The organism is Shewanella sp. (genome assembly GCF_048265805.1).
In the GTDB taxonomy this organism is placed as follows: domain Bacteria; phylum Pseudomonadota; class Gammaproteobacteria; order Enterobacterales; family Shewanellaceae; genus Shewanella.
Genome location: NZ_JBLXAT010000024.1, coordinates 1 through 26,829, shown reverse-complemented (window position 1 = coordinate 26,829; position 26,829 = coordinate 1). Strand labels below are relative to the sequence as shown.

General features: G+C 47.8%; 23 protein-coding genes. 10 read left to right on the top strand and 13 right to left on the bottom strand.

What is annotated here, in order from left to right; all coding sequences use genetic code 11:
• Positions 1–88 precede the first annotated feature (88 nt).
• On the top strand, positions 89–361 hold the full coding sequence (locus tag ACN0TT_RS15600; RefSeq protein WP_417763074.1) for a hypothetical protein: 273 nt from the start codon (positions 89–91) through the stop codon (positions 359–361).
• Here ACN0TT_RS15600 and dgt read toward each other — a convergent pair.
• Positions 358–1,809: a dGTPase gene (gene dgt / locus ACN0TT_RS15595; RefSeq protein ID WP_417763073.1), complete on the bottom strand. Its 1,452-nt coding sequence runs from the start codon at positions 1,807–1,809 to the stop codon at positions 358–360. The two genes, ACN0TT_RS15600 and dgt, sit on opposite strands and share 4 nt — an antisense overlap.
• 119 nt (positions 1,810–1,928) lie before the next feature.
• Between dgt and ACN0TT_RS15590 the strand changes: the two genes are divergently transcribed.
• From ACN0TT_RS15590 to ACN0TT_RS15565, 6 genes are all read left to right on the top strand, one after another.
• On the top strand, positions 1,929–2,399 hold the full coding sequence (locus ACN0TT_RS15590) for a hypothetical protein (protein WP_417763072.1): 471 nt from the start codon (positions 1,929–1,931) through the stop codon (positions 2,397–2,399).
• A gap of 104 nt (positions 2,400–2,503) precedes the next feature.
• Positions 2,504–4,276, top strand: a complete 1,773-nt coding sequence (locus ACN0TT_RS15585) for a DUF885 domain-containing protein (protein ID WP_417763071.1) — start codon at positions 2,504–2,506, stop codon at positions 4,274–4,276.
• A gap of 166 nt (positions 4,277–4,442) precedes the next feature.
• Entirely contained in the window at positions 4,443–5,045 is a 603-nt protein-coding gene (locus ACN0TT_RS15580; protein ID WP_417763070.1) for a winged helix-turn-helix domain-containing protein, read from the top strand.
• A gap of 95 nt (positions 5,046–5,140) precedes the next feature.
• Positions 5,141–6,268, top strand: a complete 1,128-nt coding sequence (locus tag ACN0TT_RS15575; RefSeq protein WP_417763069.1) for a M14-type cytosolic carboxypeptidase — start codon at positions 5,141–5,143, stop codon at positions 6,266–6,268.
• Positions 6,269–6,273: 5 nt separating this feature from the next.
• Positions 6,274–6,588, top strand: a complete 315-nt coding sequence (locus ACN0TT_RS15570) for a zinc ribbon domain-containing protein (RefSeq protein ID WP_417763068.1) — start codon at positions 6,274–6,276, stop codon at positions 6,586–6,588.
• A complete protein-coding gene (locus tag ACN0TT_RS15565; RefSeq protein WP_417763067.1) occupies positions 6,588–6,872 on the top strand; it encodes a YeaC family protein in 285 nt (94 codons plus the stop codon). The genes ACN0TT_RS15570 and ACN0TT_RS15565 overlap by 1 nt, the downstream gene beginning before the upstream one ends.
• A gap of 77 nt (positions 6,873–6,949) precedes the next feature.
• On the opposite strand, the gene ansA is transcribed toward ACN0TT_RS15565, so the two are convergent.
• Positions 6,950–7,963 carry an asparaginase gene (ansA, locus tag ACN0TT_RS15560; RefSeq protein ID WP_417763066.1) on the bottom strand — a complete coding sequence of 338 codons (1,014 nt, stop codon included), beginning with the start codon at positions 7,961–7,963 and terminating at the stop codon, positions 6,950–6,952.
• Positions 7,964–8,052: 89 nt separating this feature from the next.
• Entirely contained in the window at positions 8,053–9,906 is a 1,854-nt protein-coding gene (gene sppA, locus ACN0TT_RS15555) for a signal peptide peptidase SppA (RefSeq protein ID WP_417763065.1), read from the bottom strand.
• Between the two features lie 167 nt (positions 9,907–10,073).
• Between sppA and ACN0TT_RS15550 the strand changes: the two genes are divergently transcribed.
• Positions 10,074–12,086 (top strand): FAD-dependent oxidoreductase, encoded by a 2,013-nt coding sequence (locus ACN0TT_RS15550; protein ID WP_417763064.1) that lies wholly within the window; start codon positions 10,074–10,076, stop codon positions 12,084–12,086.
• Positions 12,087–12,099: 13 nt separating this feature from the next.
• Here the strand turns inward: ACN0TT_RS15550 and ACN0TT_RS15545 are convergent, their stop codons facing one another.
• From ACN0TT_RS15545 to ubiG, 10 genes are all read right to left on the bottom strand, one after another.
• Entirely contained in the window at positions 12,100–12,957 is an 858-nt protein-coding gene (locus ACN0TT_RS15545; RefSeq protein WP_417763063.1) for a hypothetical protein, read from the bottom strand.
• Positions 12,958–12,960: 3 nt separating this feature from the next.
• On the bottom strand, positions 12,961–14,106 hold the full coding sequence (locus ACN0TT_RS15540) for a glycosyltransferase family 4 protein (protein WP_417763062.1): 1,146 nt from the start codon (positions 14,104–14,106) through the stop codon (positions 12,961–12,963).
• Entirely contained in the window at positions 14,096–14,473 is a 378-nt protein-coding gene (locus ACN0TT_RS15535) for a hypothetical protein (protein ID WP_417763061.1), read from the bottom strand. The genes ACN0TT_RS15540 and ACN0TT_RS15535 overlap by 11 nt, the downstream gene beginning before the upstream one ends.
• Entirely contained in the window at positions 14,470–15,351 is an 882-nt protein-coding gene (locus ACN0TT_RS15530; protein WP_417763060.1) for a hypothetical protein, read from the bottom strand. The genes ACN0TT_RS15535 and ACN0TT_RS15530 overlap by 4 nt, the downstream gene beginning before the upstream one ends.
• Positions 15,323–16,579 carry a glycosyltransferase family 4 protein gene (locus ACN0TT_RS15525; protein WP_417763059.1) on the bottom strand — a complete coding sequence of 419 codons (1,257 nt, stop codon included), beginning with the start codon at positions 16,577–16,579 and terminating at the stop codon, positions 15,323–15,325. The genes ACN0TT_RS15530 and ACN0TT_RS15525 overlap by 29 nt, the downstream gene beginning before the upstream one ends.
• A gap of 56 nt (positions 16,580–16,635) precedes the next feature.
• Entirely contained in the window at positions 16,636–16,977 is a 342-nt protein-coding gene (gene yfaE, locus ACN0TT_RS15520) for a class I ribonucleotide reductase maintenance protein YfaE (RefSeq protein ID WP_417763058.1), read from the bottom strand.
• Positions 16,946–18,076 carry a class Ia ribonucleoside-diphosphate reductase subunit beta gene (gene nrdB, locus ACN0TT_RS15515; protein WP_417763057.1) on the bottom strand — a complete coding sequence of 377 codons (1,131 nt, stop codon included), beginning with the start codon at positions 18,074–18,076 and terminating at the stop codon, positions 16,946–16,948. Before nrdB ends, yfaE begins: the two co-directional genes overlap by 32 nt.
• Before the next feature lie 54 nt (positions 18,077–18,130).
• Positions 18,131–20,419 (bottom strand): class 1a ribonucleoside-diphosphate reductase subunit alpha, encoded by a 2,289-nt coding sequence (gene nrdA / locus ACN0TT_RS15510; protein ID WP_417763056.1) that lies wholly within the window; start codon positions 20,417–20,419, stop codon positions 18,131–18,133.
• A gap of 401 nt (positions 20,420–20,820) precedes the next feature.
• Complete coding sequence (locus ACN0TT_RS15505; RefSeq protein ID WP_417763055.1) at positions 20,821–21,492, bottom strand: HAD family hydrolase; 672 nt, start codon at positions 21,490–21,492, stop codon at positions 20,821–20,823.
• Positions 21,493–21,496: 4 nt separating this feature from the next.
• Entirely contained in the window at positions 21,497–22,207 is a 711-nt protein-coding gene (gene ubiG, locus ACN0TT_RS15500) for a bifunctional 2-polyprenyl-6-hydroxyphenol methylase/3-demethylubiquinol 3-O-methyltransferase UbiG (protein ID WP_417763054.1), read from the bottom strand.
• A 310-nt stretch (positions 22,208–22,517) separates the two neighbouring features.
• Between ubiG and gyrA the strand changes: the two genes are divergently transcribed.
• Together gyrA and serC are read left to right on the top strand one after the other, a co-directional pair.
• Positions 22,518–25,214: a DNA gyrase subunit A gene (gene gyrA, locus ACN0TT_RS15495; protein ID WP_417763053.1), complete on the top strand. Its 2,697-nt coding sequence runs from the start codon at positions 22,518–22,520 to the stop codon at positions 25,212–25,214.
• Between the two features lie 78 nt (positions 25,215–25,292).
• Complete coding sequence (gene serC, locus ACN0TT_RS15490) at positions 25,293–26,384, top strand: 3-phosphoserine/phosphohydroxythreonine transaminase (protein ID WP_417763052.1); 1,092 nt, start codon at positions 25,293–25,295, stop codon at positions 26,382–26,384.
• Positions 26,385–26,829 lie beyond the last annotated feature (445 nt).

The following is a 26,829-nucleotide window of genomic DNA, read 5'->3' as shown; positions in this document are numbered from 1 at the left end:
GGAAATTTTAGGTAGGGGGTAGGCCTTATAAAAAGGCCCATCAGGACCGATTTTTTCGTCGGAATCAACGCTGCGGGAGGTACATACAATGAGTATTTCTGACATCACTATTGAGCAACAACCAAACCTTTTTCACAAAGAGCACTGTACCGTGCTGTCACATACCCAACGTGATGAAGGTGAATGGGTTCAACACACCTTGATGTTGGAAAACCATGAAACCCCATTCCGTTTCCGCCGTAGCAAACGTTATCGTAGCCTCAAAGGCTCCAATGTGAACGTCGACTATTATCCGCAAACCACGTTAGTAGCGGGCATGGAGTTGGAAACCATGAAAGTCGTGCGAATCACTCGCTGCTAATCTAAAGCCTGCATCATGCGGTATTCATCTTGGGCAAATTGGTCTGTCATACCGCTAATATAATCTTGAACTAAACGACAACGATGATAAAACTCAGGTAGTACATCATCATTGTCGTTTTTTATTGCCTTTTTATAGGTGGCTAAATGCTTTTGCGGTAAGCGATGCAATAAGCGTGTGGCGATAAGTGGCTTATGGCTACTGCCATCGACCAGCGCCATAAACTCAGCACTGGTGAGCTTCAGCAAAGGCGCATAGTGCTGCAGCAATGAACCGATGATGTGATAGCCCTGTAACTCCAGCTTTTCAATTTCGCGATGACAGAACACTTCCCGCCTCGCGACTTGTTTTAGCGTTTCTGTAATGGCGTGACAATGGCTGTTATCTTCAAGCAAGGCACGGTTGAGTTCGCCTTTGAAGATAGCGTCAATGTTATCGACAAAACTATTCGCGGCGTGCTCTACCAGCGGATGGATCAATTTTACGCGTAAAAAGGTAAAAAACTGGCTGGTGTGATTAATATCTATTCTGGCCGATTTGTCGGCGGCATATTGAATCGCTTGGCTCATCAACTCACGGTAATGTGCTTGCGCAAAATGCTGCGACTGCTGTGCATATTCCGCCATTAATGCTTGCTGCAATGCGGACAACGAAATAATGCCTTTTTCAACAGCATCCTCGATATCAGCCAAACAGTAGGAGATATCATCCGCCGCCTCCATCACATAACTGGCGGGATGACGATTACCGACGGGGATTTTGAGCTGCTGCCACAGTTGCTGCACAAACGCGCGTTCACTTGCGTAGTAGCCGACTTTTTTCATCAAATAACTTTTGTTGTTGCTAGCATCAGGCTTAGGTTCATCGCCAGCGCGAGTATATTTGAGAATGCCTGCAATTTGGCTGTAGGTGAGGTTGAGGTTCAGTAGCGAATACATCAAGCGGATGCCTTGCGCGTTGCCCTCAAAATGGCTGATATCCTGATACAACTTAGGATTTTGGTTAACAAAGTCATTAGCAAACAGAGGTAACTGCTGGCTAAACCAATCACTGATTGCCGCTTCACCAAAATGCCCAAACGGTGGGTTGCCAACATCGTGCATCAGACAAGCCATTTCGACCAAGCTTTCAAAAGCACGCTCAAACTGCGCGAGTTGATAATCTGCTGCGCGGTCACCTAAGCGTTCAAATATCTTTTGCACGATAAAACGACCAGTCTGCTGCACCTCTAACGAGTGAGTTAGCCGACTACGTACGGCGGCATTACGTTCTAACGCAAACACTTGGGTTTTCTGTTGCAGACGCCGAATGGCCGCAGAGTTGATGATTCGCCCGCGATCACTCTCATACGCGCGTTGTACTGCACCAATATTGGGTTGAGTCTCCGTTTCTGAGTAAGCGTACGGGCGGCGTAGGGTAAAGCGAAGGCTAAAATCAATCTCTGACATAGAACGACCTTGTTTATCTGTTTGATATTTAGGCGGAAGCAAGCATATTCTCAACGCCAGTCTAACCAAATTTGTGCTATTGTCATCAGCGTTATTTATTTCACATGGGCGGGGAAATTATGTCAAAGGCAGTATATGCCGGACTATTGGTGATCGCGGTCGTGGTCATTGGATATTTTGGTTATCGTCATTCAGATACACCACAACTGCCGATCAGTGGCGATTGGAGTACGGGTTGTGTGGTAGAGGGTAGTAACAGTAAAGACTTCACCATGAGCTTTAACAAAAACACTTACCATAGTGTGGCAAAGTTGTACGACAACACCTCATGCTCAGGCGACACTATCAGTGAATACCGTGGCAGTGCCTATGCACAACTGGCCGATAATCATCTTAAAACCATCGACGGTCAAACAGCCGTAATGCTGACGTTGTATTGGGACGATAAGACACAACCTAAGCCGCTGGTGTACCAAATCAGAGAGGACGGCACCTTAGTCACCGGTATCCCACAAGCCAAAACTGAAGAACAACAAGGCGGCTGGAAACTGGACGCCGATACTGTGTTTACCCAAGTAGCGGCGCAGTAAAACTGTAACAAGCTATGTGACAAAGGGAATTATTGCAGACTTTTAGTGGTGGCAATGGTTAACTCAAGCGAAGATTACTGCTTGATTATCATTGGAATACACCCATGAATAAACTCCCTTTGTCATTGCTGGTTATGGCCGCGCTTACGGGCCTAACCGCATGTGAAACCGCTTCAACGCCTGCCGCTAGCACCGCCGTAGTACAGCCAACGGCCGATCAACAATTTAATCAATTCAGCGATACTTTTATTGATGCCTTTTGGCAGGTAATGCCTACCTACGCCTTGTATAGTGGCTATCACAAGTATGACGCCAACCTTGTTGTTCCCGACGCGAAAGAGCGTGCTAATACATTGGCCTTTGTCGCCCAATACCAAGCAAAGCTACAACAGATTGATGCCAAGGCGCTGAGTGATAGCCACTTAATCGATTACCGTATCATCGAAAATCTCCTAGCTAGCATCGCTTGGGATTTAAAGACTTTTAAGTCATGGCAGTGGGATCCGTCTTCCTACAATGTGGCTGGCAGCTTTGCACAAATCATTAATGGGAATTACGCCAGTGAAGACGAACGGCTAAAAGCGGCGCTCGGTCGACTGGAAAATGTGCCTGCATATTATCAAGCAGCACAACAAAATATCGCTCAACCTACCATGGAGCACACTGAGTTAGCCATTGCGCAGAGCCAAGGGGCATTTAGTGTGTTAAACGATGCCTTGCTGGAACAAGTATCTGCCTCTGGGCTGACGACTGCAGATAAGCAACTGTTTGCAACGCGGTTAACCGCCGCCAAACAGGCTATCAACGGTTATATCGCTTATTTGAACAACCTCAAAAGTGAGCTAGAACAACATGGTGCACGGAGTTTCCGTATCGGCGAGGCGCTCTACGAGCAAAAATTTGCTTTCGATATTCAAGCGGGGATGACAGGCAAGGAACTGTATCAAAAAGCATTGCTGGATAAAGCGAATGTGCAAAGTGAGATGGCAAAACTGACAGCTAAGCTGTGGAGCAAGTATTTCACTGCAGCAAAACCGAGCGATGACAAAGTAGCGATCCGTATGATGATCGATAAATTGTCGCTCAATCACGTTAGCCGAGACCAGTTTGTACCGCAGGTGAAAAAACTGATGCCGAAGCTGATCCAGTTTGTCAAAGAGCACGACTTATTGGTTATCGAACCGAATAAACCGCTCGTTGTACGTGAAACGCCTGAGTATATGCGCGGTATAGCCGGTGCATCAGTGAGTGCGCCGGGGCCATACGATAAGGGTGCTAACACCTATTACAATGTGACACCGCTTGATGGTATGAGCGATGAGTCAGCCGAAAGCTATCTGCGTGAATATAATCACTGGATGCTGCAAATTCTGAATATTCACGAAGCTATTCCGGGACACTATGCGCAATTAGTTTATGCCAACCAATCGCCAAGCTTGATTAAAAGCCTGTTTGGTAATGGCGCCATGGTCGAAGGCTGGGCGGTATATGCGGAACGGATGATGTTAGAGCAGGGCTATGGTGATTTTGAACCTGAGCTGTGGCTGATGTACTACAAGTGGAATCTACGCAGTATCTGCAACACCATTTTGGATTACAGCATTCAAGTGAAAGGCATGACGCATGACGAAGCGATTGCGTTAATGACGACAGAAGCGTTCCAACAAACGGCGGAAGCGGAGGGTAAGTGGCGTCGTGCGACGTTAAGCCAAGTGCAGTTAACGAGCTATTATGCCGGTTATCGCGCGATCTACGATTTACGTGAAGAGCTGAAAGCTAAGCTGGGCAGTCAGTTCAACCTGAAACAATTTCATGAGCAGTTCCTAAGTTATGGCAGCGCGCCAGTAAAAGATATCCGCCAACTGATGCTGAAATAACACGGTTTGCACCGCGCTAATTGTGTCAATTAACGTAAGAAAAGGTGAGCAATGCTCGCCTTTTCTTTGCTAATCATCACTGTGATTTACATATCTGTTTGACAGCAACGTTAGATTTAGATTTAAATATGCTAATGAAAACTATTCTCAATTGTATTCGTGGTATATGAATTTTCTCGTTGTAACGGATGATGAACAATGGCTGAACGCCGTTAAACCTTGGATTGCAGCAAAGTCAGATGCTGTTGAGCACGATTTTGCGTTGCGTTCACTCAATGACGATGCCTTGAGCTATCCACATACGCCCGATGTTGTGGTACTGATGTCGCGTCATTTTGCCAAAGCCGCTGAGCATCATCAGTTACAACCGTTAGAACATGTGCCATTTATCTACTCGTCGCCAGCGTCATTGGATGCAGATATTGCTCCGGTGCTGGTGGACGAATCCAATCCCCCATTTGTCAGTATTAACCTTAAGCGCGGCTCGCTCGCTATAGGGCGTAAACGGCTGACATTAACAGATACCGAACTCAAAATATTCCGCTATTTGCACTTACAGCAAGGCCAGCCTGTCAGCAAACAAGAGCTACAGCATCAGATTTTGAAACGCGATTTCGGTAAGTTCGATCGTAACTTAGATATGCACGTCGCCAATATCCGTAAAAAGCTGCACCAACAAGGCTTACCTCGCTCCGTTATCCTTACGGTGCGCGGCCGCGGCTATAGTTACAACCCGCAATTAATTGCTGCATTGCAGACTGCAACCTAATCACCAACAACGTTTAATGCTGAGTCAATTTGGTTTATCCTAGTACGCAAAATAACGGTAGCCATTAGCGTTACCTAAAGTAAAAAGGATAAGGAATGAGAGTTACAGCCAATATTGACGCTGGAAATATTGAAGTTATTGATATCACGAATAAAGATGATATTCGCCTTGCCATTCGCCCCGATGCTGGTGACGAATTTTTCCAATGGTTTAACTTCCGTTTTGAAGGTGTTGTTGGTTATCAATACACACTAAAAATCGTTAATGCTGGTCAGTCTTCCTACACCAAAGGTTGGCAAGAGTATTATGCGGTTGCCAGCTATGATCGCCAGCATTGGTTCCGTCTGCCAACTCGTTACGAACAAGGTGAGTTGGTTATCGATCTCGCCTTAGATGCTGACGCGATCCAAATCGCTTACTTCGCGCCTTATAGCTATGAACGCCACTTAGATCTGCTTAGCGCCGTGCAGGTGCATCCAGAAGTGACCTTAGAACACTTAGGTTTGACCTTAGATGGCCGCGATATGACACTGGTCAAAGTGGGGGACGGCGCGGCGCATAAAAAGAATATCTGGATTACCGCTCGTCAACACCCCGGTGAAACCATGGCTGAGTGGCTGGTGGAAGGTTTGCTCTATCGCTTACTTGATTCCGATGAACCAGTGTCTAAGCAACTGCTAGATAAAGCCAACTTCTACATTGTGCCTAATATGAATCCAGACGGTAGTGTCCGTGGTCACTTGCGTACCAACGCGGTCGGCACCAACTTAAACCGCGAATGGCAGACGCCATCACTGGCAAAAAGCCCAGAAGTTTATTACGTCGTTAACAAGATGAAAGCCACTGGCGTAGATCTGTTTTACGATGTGCACGGTGATGAAGGTTTGCCGTATGTTTTTCTCGCGGGTTGTGAAGGTGTTCCGAGTTGGGATGCGCGGATGCAGCAGCTGCAAGATGCGTTTGAAAGTGCATTGTTGTTGGTGAGCCCAGATTTTCAAACGAAATTTGGTTATGGCAAAGATGAAGCAGGCAAAGCGAATTTGAACATTGCATCTAATTGGGTAGCGGAAACCTTTAACTGCCTCTCTAACACCTTAGAAATGCCGTTTAAAGATAACCAAAACCTAGCCGATCCGATGGAAGGTTGGTCACCTGCGCGTTGTATTCATCTCGGTGAAGCATCATTAACTGCAATGCTCGCCGTTGTTGATAAATTGAGGTAGTCATTATGGCGTTAGTTGAATGTCCGGTTTGCCATAAACGTATGTCGAGCAAGTCACCGCGCTGTCCCAACTGTGATTTGGCGGTGAATGGCGATAATGAATCGGCAATTCGTATTAAGCAAATTAAAAAAGCGGCTCAGCTGCAAACCCACAGCTTTATTGCATTGACGTTGTTTATTGTGGGTGTCGTGATCTGGTTCTGGGGCGGAGAAGTCGCCGAGGGCAAACAAGCGCTGGCGGGCTCAGTATGTTTCGTGTTTGGTTTTGTGGGTTACTTAATCACACGTCTACGGATAGTGCTGAATAAAAGGAAAAACTAATGAGCGATGAGTTACTGAAAGTTATCGATGAAATGCCGCTAGAGGTGTATCAGCGATTACGCGCCGCTGCAGAAACTGGCAAGTGGGAAGATGGTACTTTACTGACCGAAGCGCAAAAGGAATCGACTTTACAGGCGGTAATGTTGTTCCAAGCGCGTCGCTTAGATCAAAACGAACATTTCACCATAGGTAAAGATGGGCAGGTAATTGAGTTATCAAAAGCCGAGCTTAAAAAGCGCTTCAAAGGCGAAAGCATCGCCTCTTTTGATGAAAAATCGCTGTAGCTGTAACAGTGCCCGCGACATGTAATGAAAAGCCCCGCTGTCATGACGGGGCTTTTTGCTGTATAGCACCACTGAAATTAGTTTGAGGTTAATTCACCCAACAGATTTTGCTGCATTTTTTCACGGACTTGTGCCACGCTCAAATCGGTCGACAGTAAGTAATGCAGTTTAGTCAATGCCGCTTCGACCGTCATATCATAACCACTGATAACACCTGCGTGCGCCAACGCATTGCCCGTCGCGTAGCCACCCATATTCACTCTGCCTTGCAGGCATTGGGTTAAGTTCACCAAAATAATGCCGTTATCGTGTGCTTCTTTCAAGGTATTGAGCAGATCTGCTTGCTGCGGCGCATTACCAACGCCGTAGGTCAACAAAATTAATGCCTTAACTGGTTGCTGCAGAATGTTTTTAAATATCTCGGTGGAGATGCCAGGATAAAGCGTAACTACCCCAATTGGCTGTGGCTTGATGTGTTGCACCCGCAGTGGCAGTAGTTGGCTTGGGGCTAAACTGCCTGCGCGCATACGGATCTGAATGCCCGCTTCCAGTAACAGCGGATAGTTGGGCGAGGCAAAGGCATCAAAGCCTTCAGCATGAACTTTTGAGGTGCGATTACCGCGAAACAGTTTGTTGTTGAAGAACAAGCACACTTCGGCCACGGGATAATTGGCGGCGATGTACAGTGCATTAAGTAGATTGGTTTGCCCGTCGGAACGTAGCTCGGACAGCGGGATCTGCGAGCCAGTGACAATCACAGGTTTAGATAGGTCTTGCAGCATAAACGATAGTGCCGACGCGGTGAATGCCATAGTGTCGGTACCGTGGAGAATGACGAATGCATCATATTTGTCGTAGTTGGCAGCAATATCGTCGGCGATCATCTGCCAATGGGCAGGGGACATATCAGAGGAGTCGATCAGCGGCGAATATTCGTGTAAATCGAAGTGGGGCATCTCCTCGCGGAAAAACTCTGGCATGCCGTTGAGACACTCGGTGAGAAACCCTGCCACAGGCACAAAGCCGTTTTCCGTTTTTTGCATCCCAATGGTACCGCCTGTGTAGGCGATATAAATCGACTTTTTATTCATGCTTGTTGTGGTCGTCTATTAGGTGGCGCGATTATAACAAAAAGCCCGACGCTTTGTGTCGGGCTTTATCTTATCGGGCGGTTAGCCGATCAATAACTGCACTCTTCACAGTACAGATAACGGTTTTGTGGGTCATCGAACGCCGCAAAATCTTCAGCGACTTTGGTGAACTGGCTCAGTAGTTTATCGGTAGCGCTCATCTTAGTGACGCTATCAGGCAGATAAGCTTGCGCGCTGCTCACCAAGGCTTTGAGCATCATTTGCTCTGGCGTCAGCTCTTTCTCAATAACACGCACGTCGTACTTATCGAGTGATGCCAATTGCGCTGCTTTAGTGATGGCTTGGTCAATGTCACCTAAGTCATCCACTAACCCAAGCTTTTTGGCTTCTACGCCTGACCACACACGGCCTTGGGCGATGCTATCAACTTGCTCAACCGTCATATGGCGCGACTTAGCAACCATAGTGATGAAGTTGTGATAACCACGCTCAATGGCCATTTGCATGCTTGTTTTAAAACCTTCAGGCAGTGGGCGAACTAACGACACTCCAGCGACATCGGTTGTTGCTACGCCATCGGAGTGAACGCCTAACGCGGCGAGCGAATCTTCAAACGTAGTGATCATACCGAAGATACCGATAGAACCAGTGATGGTACCTGGATTAGCGTAGATGTAGTCAGCACTAGCCGAAATCCAATAGCCACCAGAGGCCGCAAGGCTACTCATGCTAACAACAACGGGTTTGCCAGCAGCTTTTAGTGCCAACACTTCTTGGCGGATCTGCTCGGAGGCAAACGCGCTGCCGCCAGGGCTATCTACGCGTAAGACCACAGCTTTGATTTTGTCATCAAAGCGCGCTTTTCTGAGCAGCGCAGAGGTGCTTTGTCCACCGATGGTGCCGGCTGGTTGCTCGCCATTGAGGATATTCCCTTTGGCGACGACGATACCAACGCCCTCAGTCGGAACGATCGCAGGCGGAGGTGCAATCAGCGTAGCGTAATCGTAGTAATCGATCTGTTTGAAGCTATGACCTGTTTTTGCTTTGCCAATCAGTTCCAGCATCTTTTGGCGGAATTGTTCAGCGTTTACCAGCTTATCAACCCATTTAAGATTGACGGCCATTTGTGCTGCATCACCGTCAGCTTGCTGCAAAGCGGTAACGTAGTCATCGGCATTCATGTGGAAGCTTTCAGGTTCTAAGCCACGGTTTTGCGCGGCAGCTTCAGCATAAACCTGCCAAATATCACCCATCCACTTGCGGTTGGCTTCTTTAGCGGCGTCTGACATGTCATTGCGCAGATAGGGTTCTACCGCTGATTTGTAGGTGCCCACTCTAAAGACATGAGCTTTGATCTTCAGCTTATCCAGCGCTTCTTTGTAATACATGGGATAACTGCCAATGCCTTGGATTAATACTTGCCCTTGATCATTGAGATAAACAGTATCGGCGTAGCTGGCCAGCAAGTAACGGTATTGATCGTAGAAGTTCGCCATAGCGACAACTGGCTTACCGCTTTTTTTGAACTCGTTAATATGACGACCGATAGCTAGCAGCTTAGTTAAGCCGCCAGAGGCCAAATCATCCAGATCGATTACCAAGGCGCTAATGCGACTATCTTGTGCCGCGCTATCAATTGTATCTAGCACTTCACTGAGCAATACTTCGCTGGCGGCGCTGCGCTGGTTGCCTTGGTTCATCAGGGTTTCGAACGGGTCGATCTCGGTTTTTTGGTCGACCACAGTACCAGCGAGATTGAGGACTAAGGCTGAGCCATCATCTACAGTGACTTCCTTCTCTGACGCCAACCCGACAATGACGGCGATCAAAGCGATAAACAGAATAGGGAAGAAAATGATGTTCAGGATAAGTTTGCGAACAAAATTGATGACATTCCATATCAGAATCAAAGTGTTCTTTGTGGTAAGCGGTTTTGCAGACATAGCGGTTCCTAGCTTTATACAATCGTCTAATGCTAACTGAAAAGCGCTAAAACTGGGAGTTTGATTTGTAAATCTATTTATCTATTTTCTGCCACTTAGGTGTTATTGAGACGCTTTTTATTTGCAGCTATGCTTGATTCAAACACCTGTTTAAACATCGGCACTATATGACATCATCACTTGCTATGCTTGCACCGCTAGATCTTGGTTTTTGCCAACTCAAAAATCGCGTCATTATGGGCTCGATGCATACAGGCCTTGAAGAGGAAAAGGGCGGCTTTGCCAAATTGGCGGCTTTCTATCAGGAACGGGTTGCAGGTGGCGTTGGTTTGATTGTGACAGGTGGCATTTCACCTAACTTTCGCGGTCGTCTCACGCCATACGCCACGCAGTTGAGTTTTCCATGGCAGCTCAAAAATCACCGCCTGGTGACCGATGCCGTGCATTCCGCTGGAGGTAAAATCTGTATGCAACTGTTGCACGCGGGCCGCTACGCCTATCATCCTTTTTCACTGGCGCCATCAGCGCTTAAATCACCGATTACTCCATTCAAACCGAGCGCAATGTCATTGAGGCAGGTACGCGGCACCATTAAAGACTTTGCGAGTTCTGCCAAATTGGCACAGCGTGCTGGCTATGATGGGGTTGAAGTGATGGGATCTGAAGGGTATCTCATCAATCAATTTATCTGTCGTCGCACCAATCAACGGCAAGATGATTATGGCGGTGATTTTACTAAGCGTATGCGCTTTCCCTTAGAGATTGTAAGCGCCATTCGGGCGGCGGTTGGGCGTGAGTTTATCATTATCTTTCGGCTATCGATGTTGGACTTAGTCGATAATGGCTCCAGTTGGGCAGAGGTGGTGCAACTGGCTAAGGCGCTGGAAGCTGAAGGCGTGAATCTGATCAACACCGGTATTGGCTGGCATGAAGCGCGTATTCCTACCATTGTTACCAGCGTACCGCGAGCGGCATTTAGTTGGGTCACAGCCAAGTTACGTCAAGAAGTCACCATCCCGCTGATCGCAACTAATCGCATTAATAGCCCAGAGGTGATTGAGCAGATTTTAACGTCCGGCCAAGCCGATATGGTGTCGATGGCGCGGCCGTTGTTGGCTGACCCACTGTTTGTGCAGAAAGCTGCCGCAGGGCACAACGAACTGATCAACACCTGTATTGGCTGTAACCAAGCGTGCCTAGACCACACCTTTAAACTAAAGCGAGCGACCTGTTTAGTTAATCCGCGGGCCGCCTATGAAACGGAACTTAACTTTACTACTGCGCCACAGCCGAAAAAACTGGCGGTTATCGGCGCTGGTCCGGCTGGGCTGGCATTTGCGGTTTATGCGGCGGAACGTGGTCATCAAGTCAGTCTGTTTGAGGCGCGCGCTACTATCGGTGGTCAGTTTAACTTTGCTAAGCAGATCCCAGGCAAAGAGGAGTTTTATGAAACGCTGCGATATTTCGAGGCGCAGCTACAGCGGTTGGCGGTAGACGTCAGACTAAATCGTCCATTTACTATGGCAGATGCGACGGACTTCGATGAAGTTATTCTCGCCAGCGGCGTGATACCAAGGCCATTGCAGTTAGATGGCATCGACCATGCCAAGGTAATCAACTATCAGCAACTCCTCAGTGGTGAACATACCGCTGGTGAACGGGTTGCTATTATCGGCGCTGGCGGTATTGGGGTCGATGTTGCGCACTATTTGGCCGAGCAACAATCTGCCACCTTAACACCTGAAAAATGGTATGCACGTTGGGGGGTAGATACCGAATATCGGCATGTAGGCGGATTGAAGCCGCCAGCGTCAGAACCCTGCGAACGCACCATCTACTTGTTGCAGCGTAAAGCGGAAGCGATTGGTAAAGGACTTGGCAAAACCACCGGCTGGGTGCATCGCGCCACATTAAAATTGCATGGGGTAAAACTGCTCTCAGGGGTGGAGTATCGGCAAATTAATGATGATGGTTTAGTCATCTGCCAAAACCAGCATGAACAACTGTTAGCGGTGGACACCATTGTGGTATGTGCTGGTCAAGAGTCACAACGTGCATTACTCGAGCCTTTACAAGCAACAGGTAAGCCTGTCCATCTCATTGGTGGGGTAAAAGTGGCGGCGGAGCTGGATGCTAAGCGGGCGATCCGCGATGCGGCAATACTGGCGCAATCTATCTAGTTTTGTATGCTAATTACCAGAAAAACTTAGGCTGCAGCAGCGGCATCGCCGCTGGCGGTAACATGCCGCGAATCCCGCGCTGCAACCGCAGTTGTTGTAAATCGAAGCGCCGCGGCAGCGCGATAAATTTCGCACCGGGATGCTGCTGATATTCACTCATCAAGTTAAAGCCTGCGCCACAACGTACCGCTTGATATTGCCACCCCAGAGCATCGCACGGAAACTGTTGCATGCATTGAACTTGCGGCCAGTGCTGCTCAATTTGGGCATGTTGCGCTTGACTTAATGGCGGAGTCACTAAAGTAATGGGCAGTGAGCATTGCTTAGGCAGCAGCTGTGGTAATTCATCAATATTTGAATGGATAACCAATAACGCTTGATGCGGATCTATTTCATGTTCTGGTGGTGTGGCTAGCAAGGGTAACCAGTAACGGGTACCGGTGAGATGGGCTAAGGCTTGTTCTTGCTCGGCGGCAGGCCACTCGCAATACCAAGTCTGACGGAAGCTTGGTATTGCACTGATCCCTTTCCCTTGCTGATAAACTGGCCAATTGAGCAAGCGTGATACCAATATCCGTTGCTCCGGCAACGTAATCACACCCAGCTCACCAAATATCCCCGCGGGGAAACTATCGACAATAAGTCGCGTGACGTTGAAATGCCTTAACTGCTTTTGCAACCATCCGGCCAGCGAGCCAATATCTTGGCATTGGGCATTAATGGCCAAGTGCGTGATACCTTGTGGCAGTTCCGGTGTCATTGGCAGTGGGCTAGTGACAATAATGCCCTTACCATTAATGTACTGCATCACTTTTACGGCACGGCTAAGATGGCCCAGACCGCCACCTGGCGCATAGTAAAGCAATGTCATAAGTTACCGTCCTGGCAAATGCTCAATCGTTTCCGCTATCAACTTAATATAGCGCTTAGCTTCATGTTCTGCCTGATATTGTTCGAAGATAAGTTGCTGTAAGCGTGACGCTTTTAGTGAAACATCTTGCGGTGAACTTGCTAGCCACTGTATTAATGCTTGGCTAAGACTATCACTATCGCCGGGCGTAAATAGCCAACCGTTAGCGGATGTCAGTAAATCGGCCATACCGCCGCAGCGCGCACCAAGCACAGCAATACCTAGCGCAGCAGCTTCGAGTAATACGTTGGGAGTTCCATCATAAAATGACGGTATGGCAACCAAATCACAGGCAAGATAACGGGCTGGGAGCTGATAACGGTCGAGCACTGGCTCATGGCTCCAACTATGCACAGGTAAGGTCGCTAGCAATTCTGCCGTGGCGCTATCGATGTCGCCAACCAAGAGCAGATGCACTTGGGATTCAAGTAGCCGCTGTTGCAGCAGTGCATTAATAAAAAACGCACAGCCTTTTTTTTCTTTGAGATGGCCAATCAACCCAATCACTCGAGTCGTGGGTTGGAGCTGCCGTTGCTCACGCCACAATGTTGCTTGTTGCTGGTCAAATGGCAGCGGTTGCCATTGGCTTAAGTCAATGCCATTGCCCATATTGGCAACATTGACTTGAGGGAATAGTGCCTTGATACGGCTGGCTTTATCTTGGCTAACGGTTAACACCAAGCGACTGGCGGTGAGTATTTCCATCAAAGCTGCGCTGCGGCGCGGATCGAGAATATTGACGTCAAAGTCATTGCCTCGGATGCAGCTAAGCAGTGGCAGTTGCTTCCAGGCGGCAAAGATGCGCGCCCCATGCATCGCCCACGGAAAGCCATAACCTACCACGGCATCAAATGATTGTTCGGCCACTTCGTGCCAAAGTAGATTTAATCCATGGGCAGCGTTGTCTGCAAGACCGACGCGATGATCACATCCGTGTTCATCACTGTAATAAGTGGTCTTGCGTGGACTGGCATGTTTAAGATGATACAGCGTGATATGCACGCCCAGTGCCCGCAGGTGGCGCACAATGCGGTCGCACGATAATGCCATACCGCCCGCTGCGGGTGGATAATGTTGCGTTAACCACAGCAAGCGCAACTTAGCTGTCATAAATATCTCGGTATTGATAGTCGTCTGCGTCGACATCGGCGTCTTCAACCAATGGCTGTTCAAAGGCGGCGTAGTCTGCGTCGCTAAATGCGCCTGAATAGCTGCCATGTTTACGGTGGTTTTGGTACCAGTCGTGGCTGAAATAGAGCTGCTTCATGCCAAAACCGTTGTAGTTGTCAGCACCTTGTGACAGTGCTGAAGCGTTTTCAGGTGTTAACTCTTTAGCGGCGCAAACCATGCAGCGACCTTGAGCTTCGCTCCAATGCAGCGCACAGATCTCTTTTTGACATTCAGGGCAGGTGGCAACAGCGGGCTCTTGGCACGCTGACATAGTGAAAAATCCATAAGTAACTTCACACTGGCTCATGCGGCTTTTCCTCGATTAACCACTTTGGTTTGTTGGTAGGCTTTCGCGACAGTTTTTAGGATGTTTTCTGCGTCGAGATATTTGAACTTACCTTCAAATTTCAGCTTAAATTGCACCACTACTTTTTGTTGTCCATCCGGCTGACTGACGATTTTGCAGCCCGGCGCGAGTTTACCATCGCGGTGAGCATAACGTTGTGGATTCAAACCAAGATCGACGCGGATTAACCGGCGTCCTTTAAATTTGATTTTGGTTTTACGTTTACCGCTGCGACTGATCTGTTTGCGTTGACGCTTACAGATCACATCCTGCACTCGTACGTTAAGGGTATTACCATCCTTTAACTTAGCTGATAGCTGCACTAAAGGGACGTGATAAAACTCCAGCTTAGTATTACGACCATCTTGCTCTTTAGCGGTAATTTCACGCTTGTCGAGCGCGCGTACATCTAACTTTAATTTGATATAGCGCGTTTCTAGTGCCAACACTTGAAACACTTTAACCAACCCTGTGCGAATATTGTTGTCTACGTCTTTGTTGTCACAGGTTTTAACGCGATAAGAACTAAACAGCGACAGTGCTAACAACACCCAAATCACAGGGGTATAGGACGAGCCTTGAAGAAATAGAAATGCAACGATAAATGCTACCACGCTCCAAAAGCGTGCCCGTCGATATATGCGACGCAGATCGGAGCCAAGTACGTCCACTACGATTAAGCGCTGAAATAGCTTTTGCCAATAAGCGGTGGAATGACCAGCACTTAGTTGCTGGGTTTTAACAAACTCTTGCTCCTCAGGCGTTAGCGTTTTGTACAGCTTATTCAGCCGACGATAATGCGTTTCGGCATTAAGCAAGTTCACTGGCGAGGGATTCATTGTGGGTCCTTTTCAATGAGGTAGGTGACAATAACAGTTGCTGGTAGTGTTGCCGCAATTGCTGATTGATCGTTGCCCATTGGAAATGCTGGGCGATATGTGCCAAACCGTTTAATCCCATCTGTTGGGCTATTTGCGGCTGTGTTACTAATCGGATACAGGCGCGGGCCAACTCAGACGGGCGGGAAGGTGGCACGAATAAACCATGGTCAGGTGTCTGCAATAGCTCATGCACAACCGGTAAATCTGAAGCGATAACAGCGGTGCCGCATGCCATGGATTCAATAATTTTCAATGGACAACAACCTTGCTGCATATTGCGTTGGCAAGCAACAAGCGGAGCAATAGAAGCGGTGGCTTGCATAATTTTGGGTCTAAGTTCTGCCTGTGTTAGACCGTAGAACACCTTAACCACCTGTTCTAGTCCTAGCTTGCGTATCTGTTGTTTGAGTTGCCGCGCCTGGCGATTATCAAGCGATAAGCATAAGTCCAGTTCAACGGATAGTTGGCGGTTGATTATCACCATCGCCTGCAGCAAGGTATGCAGCCCTTGCCACCGCTGTGCACCACCAAAATAGATGAGTCGCGGTTGGGCGCTTTGCTGATTGGCAAGTTGGCGTTGCTGTTGTTCATTGCTGATAATGTCAGCGCCGTTTGGCAGATAGTGCACTGGCGTGTCGGTTCGCTGCTGCAGTTTAGCTTGCGTAAGCTTTGACGGGGTGATGATGATATCGGCTCCATCAAGACAACGCTGTTCCCAGTGTTTGATAGTCGCAATCGTACTTTGTGGCAAAGGCAGATGGATTGGCAACTCAATACTCGGCAGTGCATTCACTTCATAAACGAGTTTGAGCGCAGGTTGTTGCCGTTGGTAATCGACTAAGGGAACGCCTGCCCAGGGATCGCGGAAATGGGCTATCTGCAGTTGTTGACCGCGTTGCTGCAGCAGTTGCGCCAGTTGCTCGGCATAGGCCATGGCTTTAGCGAGTACATTGTTGCTGTCGTTAACTATCGGGCTACGCAGCATGGTCACCTTAGCGTGACTAAGCTGTTCGTGCTCTATCGTCGGCATGCCGTTATCACCTGCAACGTATAACAGCCCGTCACCACAATGATTAAACAAGGTGGATGCCATTTGGCGAATATGTGTGGTGGCACCTTTGGGAAGGGGAAAACGGTCAAAGGCCGCATACAAGCTGGTAAATTGCGGAATACTCGAACTTATCATTACAGCAACTACTTCCACGTTCCTTGTTGGGCAATAGTGTTAAGGCACTATCGACGTTATGCGTATTTATCCAGATACACCAGCGGCATATCGGCGTCTTCCGTCGTTATGTCCAGATCTAAGTCTTCGTTTGGGATACAACAACAGGGCAGACATTCGTCCGCCGCTAGCTCAGCAAGCGGTTCAATCAGGTATTTTACTGAACCTTGACGCACTTTGGTGCGGCATGCGCCGCAGAAACCACTGCGACACTCGGAAAAAATACGCACCCGTTTACTTTCAAGAATTTCAAGTAGCGTCTGCTGCTCCTGCTGCCAATTCCATAGCAGCAGGGGTTCACCTTGTAAGTAGATAATTGGGCGTTTTTTAAAGATCAAAGTCGGAGAACTCATTTTCATCAACGGCAGAATCAATTTGGCCGACCAAGTATGAAGACACTTCCACTTCCTGCGGAGCGACCTGCACTGAATCGCTTTCCAACCAGTTTTTCATCCATGGCAGTGGATTACTGCGTTGTTGGTACGGTTGTGCCAAGTTAACTGACTTCATGCGTTCGTTAGTGATGTACTCAACGTAGTGACACAGAATTGCTTCGTTGAGGCCGATCATCGAACCGTCTCTAAACAGGTATTGCGCCCACGCTTTCTCTTGTTCGGCAGCGCGGAAAAAGATGTCATACGCTTCTTGTTGGCACTCTTTAGCAATGTCACCCATCTCAGGATCATCGCGACCCGCTTGCATCAGGTTGATGATGTGTTGGGTTGAGTTCAAATGCAGTGCTTCATCACGAGCAATCAATCGGATGATTTTAGCGTTGCCTTCCATCAAGCGACGTTCAGCGAAGGCGAATGAACAAGCAAAGCTCACGTAGAAACGAATCGCTTCCAACGCGTTTACTGACATCATGCACAGGTACAGCGCTTTTTTCATTTCACGCAGTGTTACGGTAACCTCTTCACCGTTGAATTGCAGCGTACCCTCACCATGCAGGTGATAGTACTGCGTCATGTTGATCAAGCGGTCGTAGTAGTTGGCGATGTCACCGGCACGCTTGAGGATCTCCTTGTTTACCACGATATCGTCAAACACTTCAGACGGATTATTCACAATGTTGCGAATAATATGGGTGTACGAGCGACTGTGGATGGTTTCTGAAAACGACCAAGTTTCAATCCAAGTTTCCAACTCTGGCAGAGATACCAGCGGCAAAAACGCTACGTTAGGTGAGCGGCCTTGGATAGAGTCCAATAAGGTTTGATATTTCAGGTTAGACAAAAAGATATGTTTTTCATGCTCAGGCAGTGAAGCAAAGTCAATTTTGTCACGTGATACGTCAACTTCTTCTGGACGCCAGAAGAAAGACAGCTGTTTTTCAATCAGCTTTTCAAACACTTCATATTTTTGTTGGTCGTAACGCGCAACGTTAACCGCTTGACCGAAGAACATCGGTTCGCGAGTCGCGTCGTTCGGCGTTTGACAGAAAATCGAATAAGCCATAATCCATTCTTCCAAACAGTCGGGGCCAACTTGGCCCCGTTAGTATTTTATCTATTAAATCTTACATGCGCCGCCGGCACAGCTATCGTCTTCTTTCTCGACGGCAGCAAAATCGTCGTGCTTATCAGAAGCACCATCTCGGGTGTTATGATAATACAGCGTCTTCACACCAAGCTTGTAGGCAGTTAACAAATCTTTCAGCAGCAACTGCATTGGTACTTTGCCGCTTTCGTGCTTCGATGGGTCATAATTGGTGTTGGCAGAAATCGATTGGTCGATAAACTTCTGCATGATGCCCACTAGTTGTAAATAACCGTCGTTGGTTGGCATCTGCCACAACAACTCATAGTTTTCACGCAACTGTTCGAAATCGGGGACCACTTGTTTCAGTTGGCCATCTTTCGAAGCTTTTACGCTGATCAAGCCACGTGGCGGTTCAATACCATTAGTCGCGTTAGAGATCTGCGATGATGTTTCTGATGGCATCAGCGCTGACAGGGTAGAGTTACGTAAACCGTACTCTTTGATGTCGCTACGCAGTTGTTCCCAATCTAAGTGCAGTGGCTCAGCAACAATCTTGTCTAAGTCACGCTTGTAGGTATCAATTGGCAAAATGCCTTTAGCGTAGGTGGTTTCGTTGAACAGTGGGCAAGCGCCTTGCTCTTTTGCCAGCTTCATTGACGCTTTCAGTAGGTAGTACTGAATCGCTTCAAAGGTGCGGTGAGTCAGGTTGTTACCGCTGCCATCAGAATATTTCACACCATGCTTAGCTAAATAGTTAGCAAAGTTAATTACGCCAATACCGAGTGTACGTCGGTTCATCGATGCTGTTTGTGCCGCTGGGATCGGATAATCTTGATAATCCAGCAAGCTATCGAGCGCACGTACGGCCAAATCAGCTAAGCCTTCAAGTTCATTCAAGTCAGAAATTGCGCCCAAATTTAGTGCTGATAGGGTACATAGTGCTATCTCACCATTTGGATCATTCACATCGTTCAATGGTTTTGTTGGCAGTGCGATTTCCAAACACAAGTTGGATTGACGGACTGGCGCGACTTGAGGATCAAATGGGCTGTGCGTGTTGCAGTGGTCAACGTTCTGAATGTAGATACGGCCAGTAGAAGCACGTTCTTGCATCATCAATGAGAACAACTCTACGGCGCGCAGTGTACGTTTGCGAATTGCCGGATCTTGTTCGTACTGTACGTATAAACGTTCAAATTCCGCTTGGTCAGCAAAGAAGGCATCATACAAACCAGGCACATCTGAAGGGCTGAACAACGTAATGTTCTCGCCTTTAATCAAACGTTGGTACATCAACTTGTTGATCTGTACGCCGTAGTCCAAGTGACGAATACGGTTATCGTCTACACCACGGTTGTTTTTCAGTACCAGCAGTGATTCCACTTCCAAGTGCCACATTGGGTAGAACAGGGTCGCTGCGCCGCCGCGTACACCGCCTTGCGAACAAGACTTAACAGCTGTTTGGAAATGCTTATAAAACGGAATACAACCGGTGTGGAAAGCTTCACCACCACGGATTGGGCTACCCAGCGCGCGAATACGACCAGCGTTGATACCGATACCGGCACGTTGGCTAACATACTTCACAATGGCAGAAGAGGTGGCGTTGATAGAATCTAAGCTATCGCCAGTTTCAATCAATACGCATGAGCTGAACTGACGAGTTGGCGTACGCACACCAGCCATGATTGGCGTAGGCAGTGAAATCTTAAAGGTTGATACCGCATCGTAGAAATTACGGATGTATTGCAGACGCGTTTCTTTGGGATAACGGGCAAACAAACAGGCGGCCACCAGAATATAGAGGAACTGTGCACTTTCGTAGACTTCATGGGTCACGCGGTTTTGCACCAGATATTTACCTTCTAGCTGCTTAACAGCAGCGTAAGAGAAGGTCATATCACGCCAGTGATCGATATAACTATCAAGGATATCGAGTTCTTCAGCGGTGTAGTCTTCCAGAATGTGCTGGTCATATTTGCCAAGCTTAACCAGTTTGACGACGTGATCACGCAGTTTTGGTGGCTCAAATTGACCGAAGGCTTTTTTACGTAGGTGAAAGATAGCCAAGCGCGCTGCCAAGAATTGGTAATCTGGTGACTCTGGCGAGATCAAATCAGCCGCAGCTTTGATGATGGTTTCATGGATGGCTTCGGTAGGGATGCCATCGAAAAACTGCAGATGAGAACGCAGTTCTACCTCAGATACTGATACGTTAGAAAGATCTTCAGCTGCCCAAGTGATCACACGATGGATCTTCTCAAGATCTATCACTTCACGTGCGCCACTGCGCTTAGTCACTGTCATATTGCTATTCATGGAGTCTAGCCCTAGTCAATTTTCTTATAATGATGGCTCTCGCCACCTAACTTCCGATGTAAACAAAAATCACTAAAATGGCCGCAAAAAGGCCATCTCGGTTTAATTCGTTTTGATAGTACAATTCTAGTGTTTGTACTGAGGATTGCACACTACATATAGTGTTTCTAAATTTGATATACATCAAGATAATGAGGTTAGGGGGGATTTGCAAGTACCAAGACGGAGCATATCTTGTGGATAAATTGGCTATCTTCCCTCTCACATTTCAGTTAGCCCCGTCAATACGCGGTCTAGCGCGTGATGGTCAAAATATGTGCGGTCAAACAAAAAGATTTCGATCGCCAAAATTTGCAGCAGATGTGACAAGATCGTGTCTCGATCACTGCCATTATTGACGGTTAAAAGCCACTGAGAATACCGAGCAATTCTGTTGGCTGTTGCAGTGCAATATCTGCCCCCCAAGCCTCAGGCCGATCAGTTTCTGCAAGATAACCCCATAAGGCGACAGCACTGGGCATTGCGCTATTTTTAGCGGCAACAATATCGCGTTCGGCATCACCTAAATACAGGATGTTATTTGTAGGCAGTTGTAGTTGCTGTGCGGCCAGCAACATAGGCTGGACATCTGGCTTACGAAAACGGGTACTGTCAGCACTGATAATGCTGTGCAGTTGTGGCGTTAACCCAAGTTTTTGTAGCAGCGGACGGGTAAATCTGGCGGGCTTGTTGGTCACCACGCCGACTTTCAGATGCTGTTTATTCGCAAAAGCGAGTAATTCTGCAATACCATCGAATAACTTGGCCGCGTCTCCGTTGACAGTATGGTAGTGGTCTAACAATGCTAAGCGTAGTGTTTCGGTCATTTCGGCTGTTTGCTGTGGTTGCGCGGTTTTAACAAGGCCGAGTGAGCCATGGGAGGCGACCGACGTCAGTGTGGCTTCATCGGCAAGGCAGGGGAGTTGGAACTGAGCTAAAGCTAAATACAGCGCCTGAATTAAATCTGGCGCTGTATCAACCAGCGTGCCATCCAGATCAAATAATAGGCCTTGGATACTTGGCAACGCGGGCATAGGATTATCCTTGTTTTTGACAGGCGAGCATGTAATTCACTTCAAGGCTAGGTGTGTAGGAAAACACTGAAGTGATTGGGTTGTATTTGATACCGATAGCATCGCGGCAATGCAGTTCGGTTTGTTCAACCATATCGATAAGTTCCGATGGACGAATAAACTTATCATGCTGATGTGTACCCACTGGCAGCATTTTCATGACGTACTCTGCGGCAACAATGGTTTGCAACCATGACATCACATTGCGGTTAATAGTAGAGAAGAACACCCAACCATCATCTGCCACCATATCGCAGCAAGCGCGAATCACTGACAGCGGATCGGGGACGTGTTCGAGCATCTCCATACACGTCACCACATCATAGGCACCTTGGTGGTTTTGGGCGTGCTCTTCGGCGGTCATTTCCAGATAGTTGATGTTGACGCCTTTTTCTAACGCGTGTAAACGAGCCACTTCCAGTGGTTCATGTCCCATGTCGAGCCCAGTAACTTTTGCACCGATGCGTGCCATGCTTTCAGCTAAAATACCACCGCCACAGCCTACATCCAGTACTTGTTTGTCAAATATGCCATTTGACTTCAAATCGATGTAGTTGAGGCGCAATGGGTTTAGCTCATGGAGGGGTTTAAATTCTCCTTGCGGATCCCACCATCCGGCCGCCATATTTTCAAACTTTGCAATCTCTTGCGGATCAACATTGGCATTCTGGGACATGTAACTTACTCGATTCCTCTCGAAAAATAGGCGTTCATTATAACCTTATCTTCCGGTGGCTTTACTAGCGTAATTCGGCAATTTGTCCGCCTGTTTTGCAGAAATTAGTGCAAATTATTAGCGCGGTGGATACGCGGCAACTGTCTGATTGCGCAATAATTCGGCGAACCTAACATATTTCGATGTTGGTAATAGGATCAAAGCTTACCAGTGGGCAGAACTGTGGTAGAATCCGAAATCACGTTTTTCAGGCTCGGCAATGACAAGGAATTAATCAGTTGTCAGCTATTACAAGGGGATCGAGCAGTTTATGACTGACCAGGCTTCATCAATTTCACCAATAAATATTGAAGACGAACTCAAAAATTCCTACCTCGATTATGCAATGAGCGTAATTGTGGGCAGGGCACTCCCTGATGTTAGGGATGGTCTGAAACCAGTTCACCGTCGCGTACTATTTGCGATGAACGAGCTGAAAAACGACTGGAACAAGCCTTATAAAAAGTCCGCCCGTGTTGTTGGTGACGTAATCGGTAAATATCACCCACATGGTGACAGTGCGGTGTACGACACTATTGTGCGTATGGCGCAACCATTCTCATTGCGTTATACCTTGGTTGATGGTCAAGGTAACTTCGGTTCTATCGACGGTGACGCGGCAGCGGCAATGCGTTACACCGAAATCCGTATGCAAAAGCTGGCGCATCAGTTGCTGGCTGACCTCGAAAAAGAAACCGTCGATTATGTGCCTAACTATGACGGCACAGAAATGATTCCTGAAGTGCTGCCAACTCGCGTACCTAACTTGTTAGTTAACGGGTCATCAGGTATTGCGGTAGGTATGGCAACCAATATTCCGCCACACAACTTGACTGAGGTGATCAAAGGTTGTTTGGCGTTGATTGATGAGCCGGAACTGTCGATTGAACAGTTGATTGACTATATTCCTGGCCCAGATTTCCCGACCGCAGCAATCATCAATGGCCGTAAAGGCATTGAAGACGCGTATCGTACTGGTCGCGGTAAAGTTATCATGCGTGCTCGTGCGTCGTTTGAAACTGACGAGCACAGCCACCGTGAACGCATAATTGTCACTGAAATTCCGTATCAAGTGAACAAGGCGCGCTTGATTGAAAAGATTGCTGAGCTAGTAAAAGATAAACGTATAGAAGGCATTAGTGGCCTGCGCGATGAGTCTGATAAAGACGGTATGCGTATTGTTATTGAGATCAAACGTGGCGAAGTTGCCGAAGTTGTTCTTAATAACTTGTACGCGCAAACTCAAATGCAAACCTCTTTCGGTATCAACATGGTGGCACTGGCAAACGGCCAACCTAAATTGTTCAACCTTAAAGAGATGCTGGAAGCCTTCATTCTACACCGCCGCGAAGTGGTCACTCGTCGTACCGTTTACGAACTGCGTAAAGCGCGCGACCGTGCCCACATTCTGGAAGCATTGGCCGTTGCATTGTCAAACATTGACCCAATCATTGAGCTGATCAAAGCATCACCAAGCCCAGCGGAAGCAAAAGTTGGCTTGATGGCGCAAGGTTGGGAACTGGGCAATGTGCGCGAAATGCTAGAAAAAGCCGGTGATGATGCAGCCCGTCCTGAGTGGTTGGAACCAGAATATGGTATCCGTGACGGCCTGTACTTCCTGACAGAACAACAAGCACAAGCGATTCTGGATCTGCGTCTGCACAAACTGACTGGTCTGGAACACGAAAAAATTCTTAACGAATACGTTGAACTGCTAGACATCATCGCTGGTTTGTTGTTGATCCTGCGTAGTCCTGCACGTTTGATGGAAGTGATCAAAGAAGAGCTCGAAGAAGTCTTGGCAAACTTCGGTGATGAGCGTCGTACCGAAATTACCGCTTCAACAGCTGATATCAATCTAGAAGATTTGATCACCGAAGAAGATGTAGTGGTGACACTGTCGCACTTAGGTTATGCCAAGTATCAACCACTGACCGATTACCAAGCGCAACGCCGTGGTGGTAAAGGTAAAGCCGCTACCAAAGTGAAAGATGAAGATTTCGTGGAACGTCTGTTGGTGGCTAACACCCACGACACCATTTTGTGCTTCTCTGACTTCGGTAAACTTTACTGGATGCGGGTATTTGAACTGCCGTTGGCAAGTCGTCAATCTCGCGGTAAACCCATTGTGAACCTGCTGCCGTTGGCCGAAGGTGAGCACATCACTGCGATTCTGCCTGTACGTGAATATGAAGAGGGTAAATACATCATCATGGCAACTTCACATGGTACTGTGAAGAAGACCGCCCTGACTGAATACAGCCGTCCACGTAGCAACGGTATTATTGCGGTTAACCTGAAAGATGGTGACGCGCTAATCGGTGTTGATATCACTGATGGCAGCAACGAAATCATGTTGTTCTCTGATGCAGGTAAAGTTGTACGCTTTAAAGAAGCTGAAGAGTCGGCCATTGTAGATGAAGATGGCAACCCAGTACTGGATGAAAACGGTGAAGTGCAAATCGCCTTCAAAGGCGTGCGTCCAATGGGCCGTAACGCCACCGGTGTTCGTGGCATCAAACTGGAAGACGATCAACGCGTGGTATCGTTGATTGTGCCTAAGTCTGATGACCCAATCCTGACCGTGACAGAGAACGGTTATGGTAAACGTACAGCAATCGATGAATATCCATCGAAGAGCCGTGGCACCAAAGGTGTGGTTTCAATTAAAGTCTCTGACCGTAACGGCGCAGTAATTGGCGCAGTTCAAGCGGCTGAGAACGATGAAATCATGCTGATCAGTGACAAAGGCACGTTGGTACGTACGCCAGTAGCGGGTGTGTCACTGATTGGTCGTAACACACAAGGTGTGACCATTATCCGTACTGCTGATGATGAACGAGTGGTCGGACTGCAGCGCATTGACGAAATTCAATCTAGCGGCGATGATATCGACTCGGAATTAGCTGATGACGAAGCATCATCAGTTGCTACGCCAGATGAACCGCAGGATGATGCAGAAGAGTAACCATTCTTAGCAGTGTAACGAGCGTCCGATGTGACGCTCGTTTTATTTACGCCTTTTAAATTTCCAAGGAGAAGATCAGTGAGTACGGTGTACAACTTTTGTGCCGGGCCAGCGATGTTGCCCGCTCCCGTTTTGGCAAAAGCGCAGCAGGAATTACTGGATTGGCAGGGGCTAGGCGTGTCGGTGATGGAAGTCAGTCACCGTGGTGCACCTTTTATTGCATTGGCAACGCAATCTGAAAAAGATCTGCGCTCACTGATGAATATCCCTGACAACTACAAAGTGCTATTTATGCACGGTGGCGGTCGCGGTCAATTTGCTGCAGTAGTCAATAACTTCCTTGGAGATAACGGTCGCGCTTTATACCTGTTGACCGGACAATGGTCTAACTCGGCGGCAGAAGAAGCTGTACGTTTGGTCGGGGAACCGGCTATCGATACACTAAATATTGTTGAGCAGCAAGATGGGCTAAACAAAGTAGTATTGCCTCAGCTCGCTGGGGCAGCCGACAAATATCGCTATGTGCATTATTGTCCGAATGAGACCGTAGACGGTATTGAGATTTTCGATACCCTCGAAAGCCCATGGCCAATCGTTGCCGATATGTCGTCCACCATCATGTCGCACGAAGTTGATGTTAGCAAATTCGGGTTAATCTATGCTGGTGCACAGAAGAACATTGGTCCATCAGGTTTGACGTTAGTCATCGTGCGTGAAGATTTACTCGAACTGCCAGTAGTGCATCCATCATCAATCATGGATTACCGTATCGCGGCGGCGAAAGACTCAATGTTCAACACTCCGCCTACATTTGCTTGGTACTTGGCGGCCGAAGTGTTTAAGTGGCTGAAGAATAAAGGCGGCGTGGCAGCGATGGAGAAAACCAACGTAGCCAAAGCGGAACTGCTATATCGCTGCATCGATAGCTTACCTTTCTACAAAAATGGGGTTGCGGTTGCCAACCGTTCGCGTATGAACGTCACTTTCCAACTGGCGGATGAATTGCTGGATAAAGCCTTCCTTAAAGAAGCGGAAGAGCAAGGGTTAGTCGCATTAAAAGGCCATCGTGTTGTGGGTGGTATGCGTGCCAGCATCTACAATGCTATGCCGCTCGAAGGTGTGCAAAAGTTGGTTGAGTTCATGACGGCATTTGCCGCCAAGCACAGCTAATTACTTGATTGCGACAACCTAGGGGCTGTTTATCTTTGCTGGTTGTTTTTGCAGCTGGTAGCGCGTGATTTAGGCAAGGCAGGTGATGTGCCGTTATTCTCCACAAACAGCGCCTAACGCTGAATAAATTGCGCGCTATCGCTGCCCGAAGGGTTCATTTAAACGCCGCCTGAACTTTGTTGCGCCCAGCTTGCTTAGTTGACTAAGCGTCGCAGGTCTCGCCTCATTCATAACGCGTTTAATTTGAACAAAAATTAAACACTAAAGATAAACAGCCCCTAGTCAGCAACGAAAAAAGCGGATGATTTTAGTGATCCGCTTTTTGTGTGTACGTCATAAGCATCAAGCTAAATAACGCCTGCGAAGTTCTGAGGAATCCCCTGATGATTTAGATAAAAATCATCAAATTAAGGTAGATGCGCATCTTGTCATGTGATCAAATGAT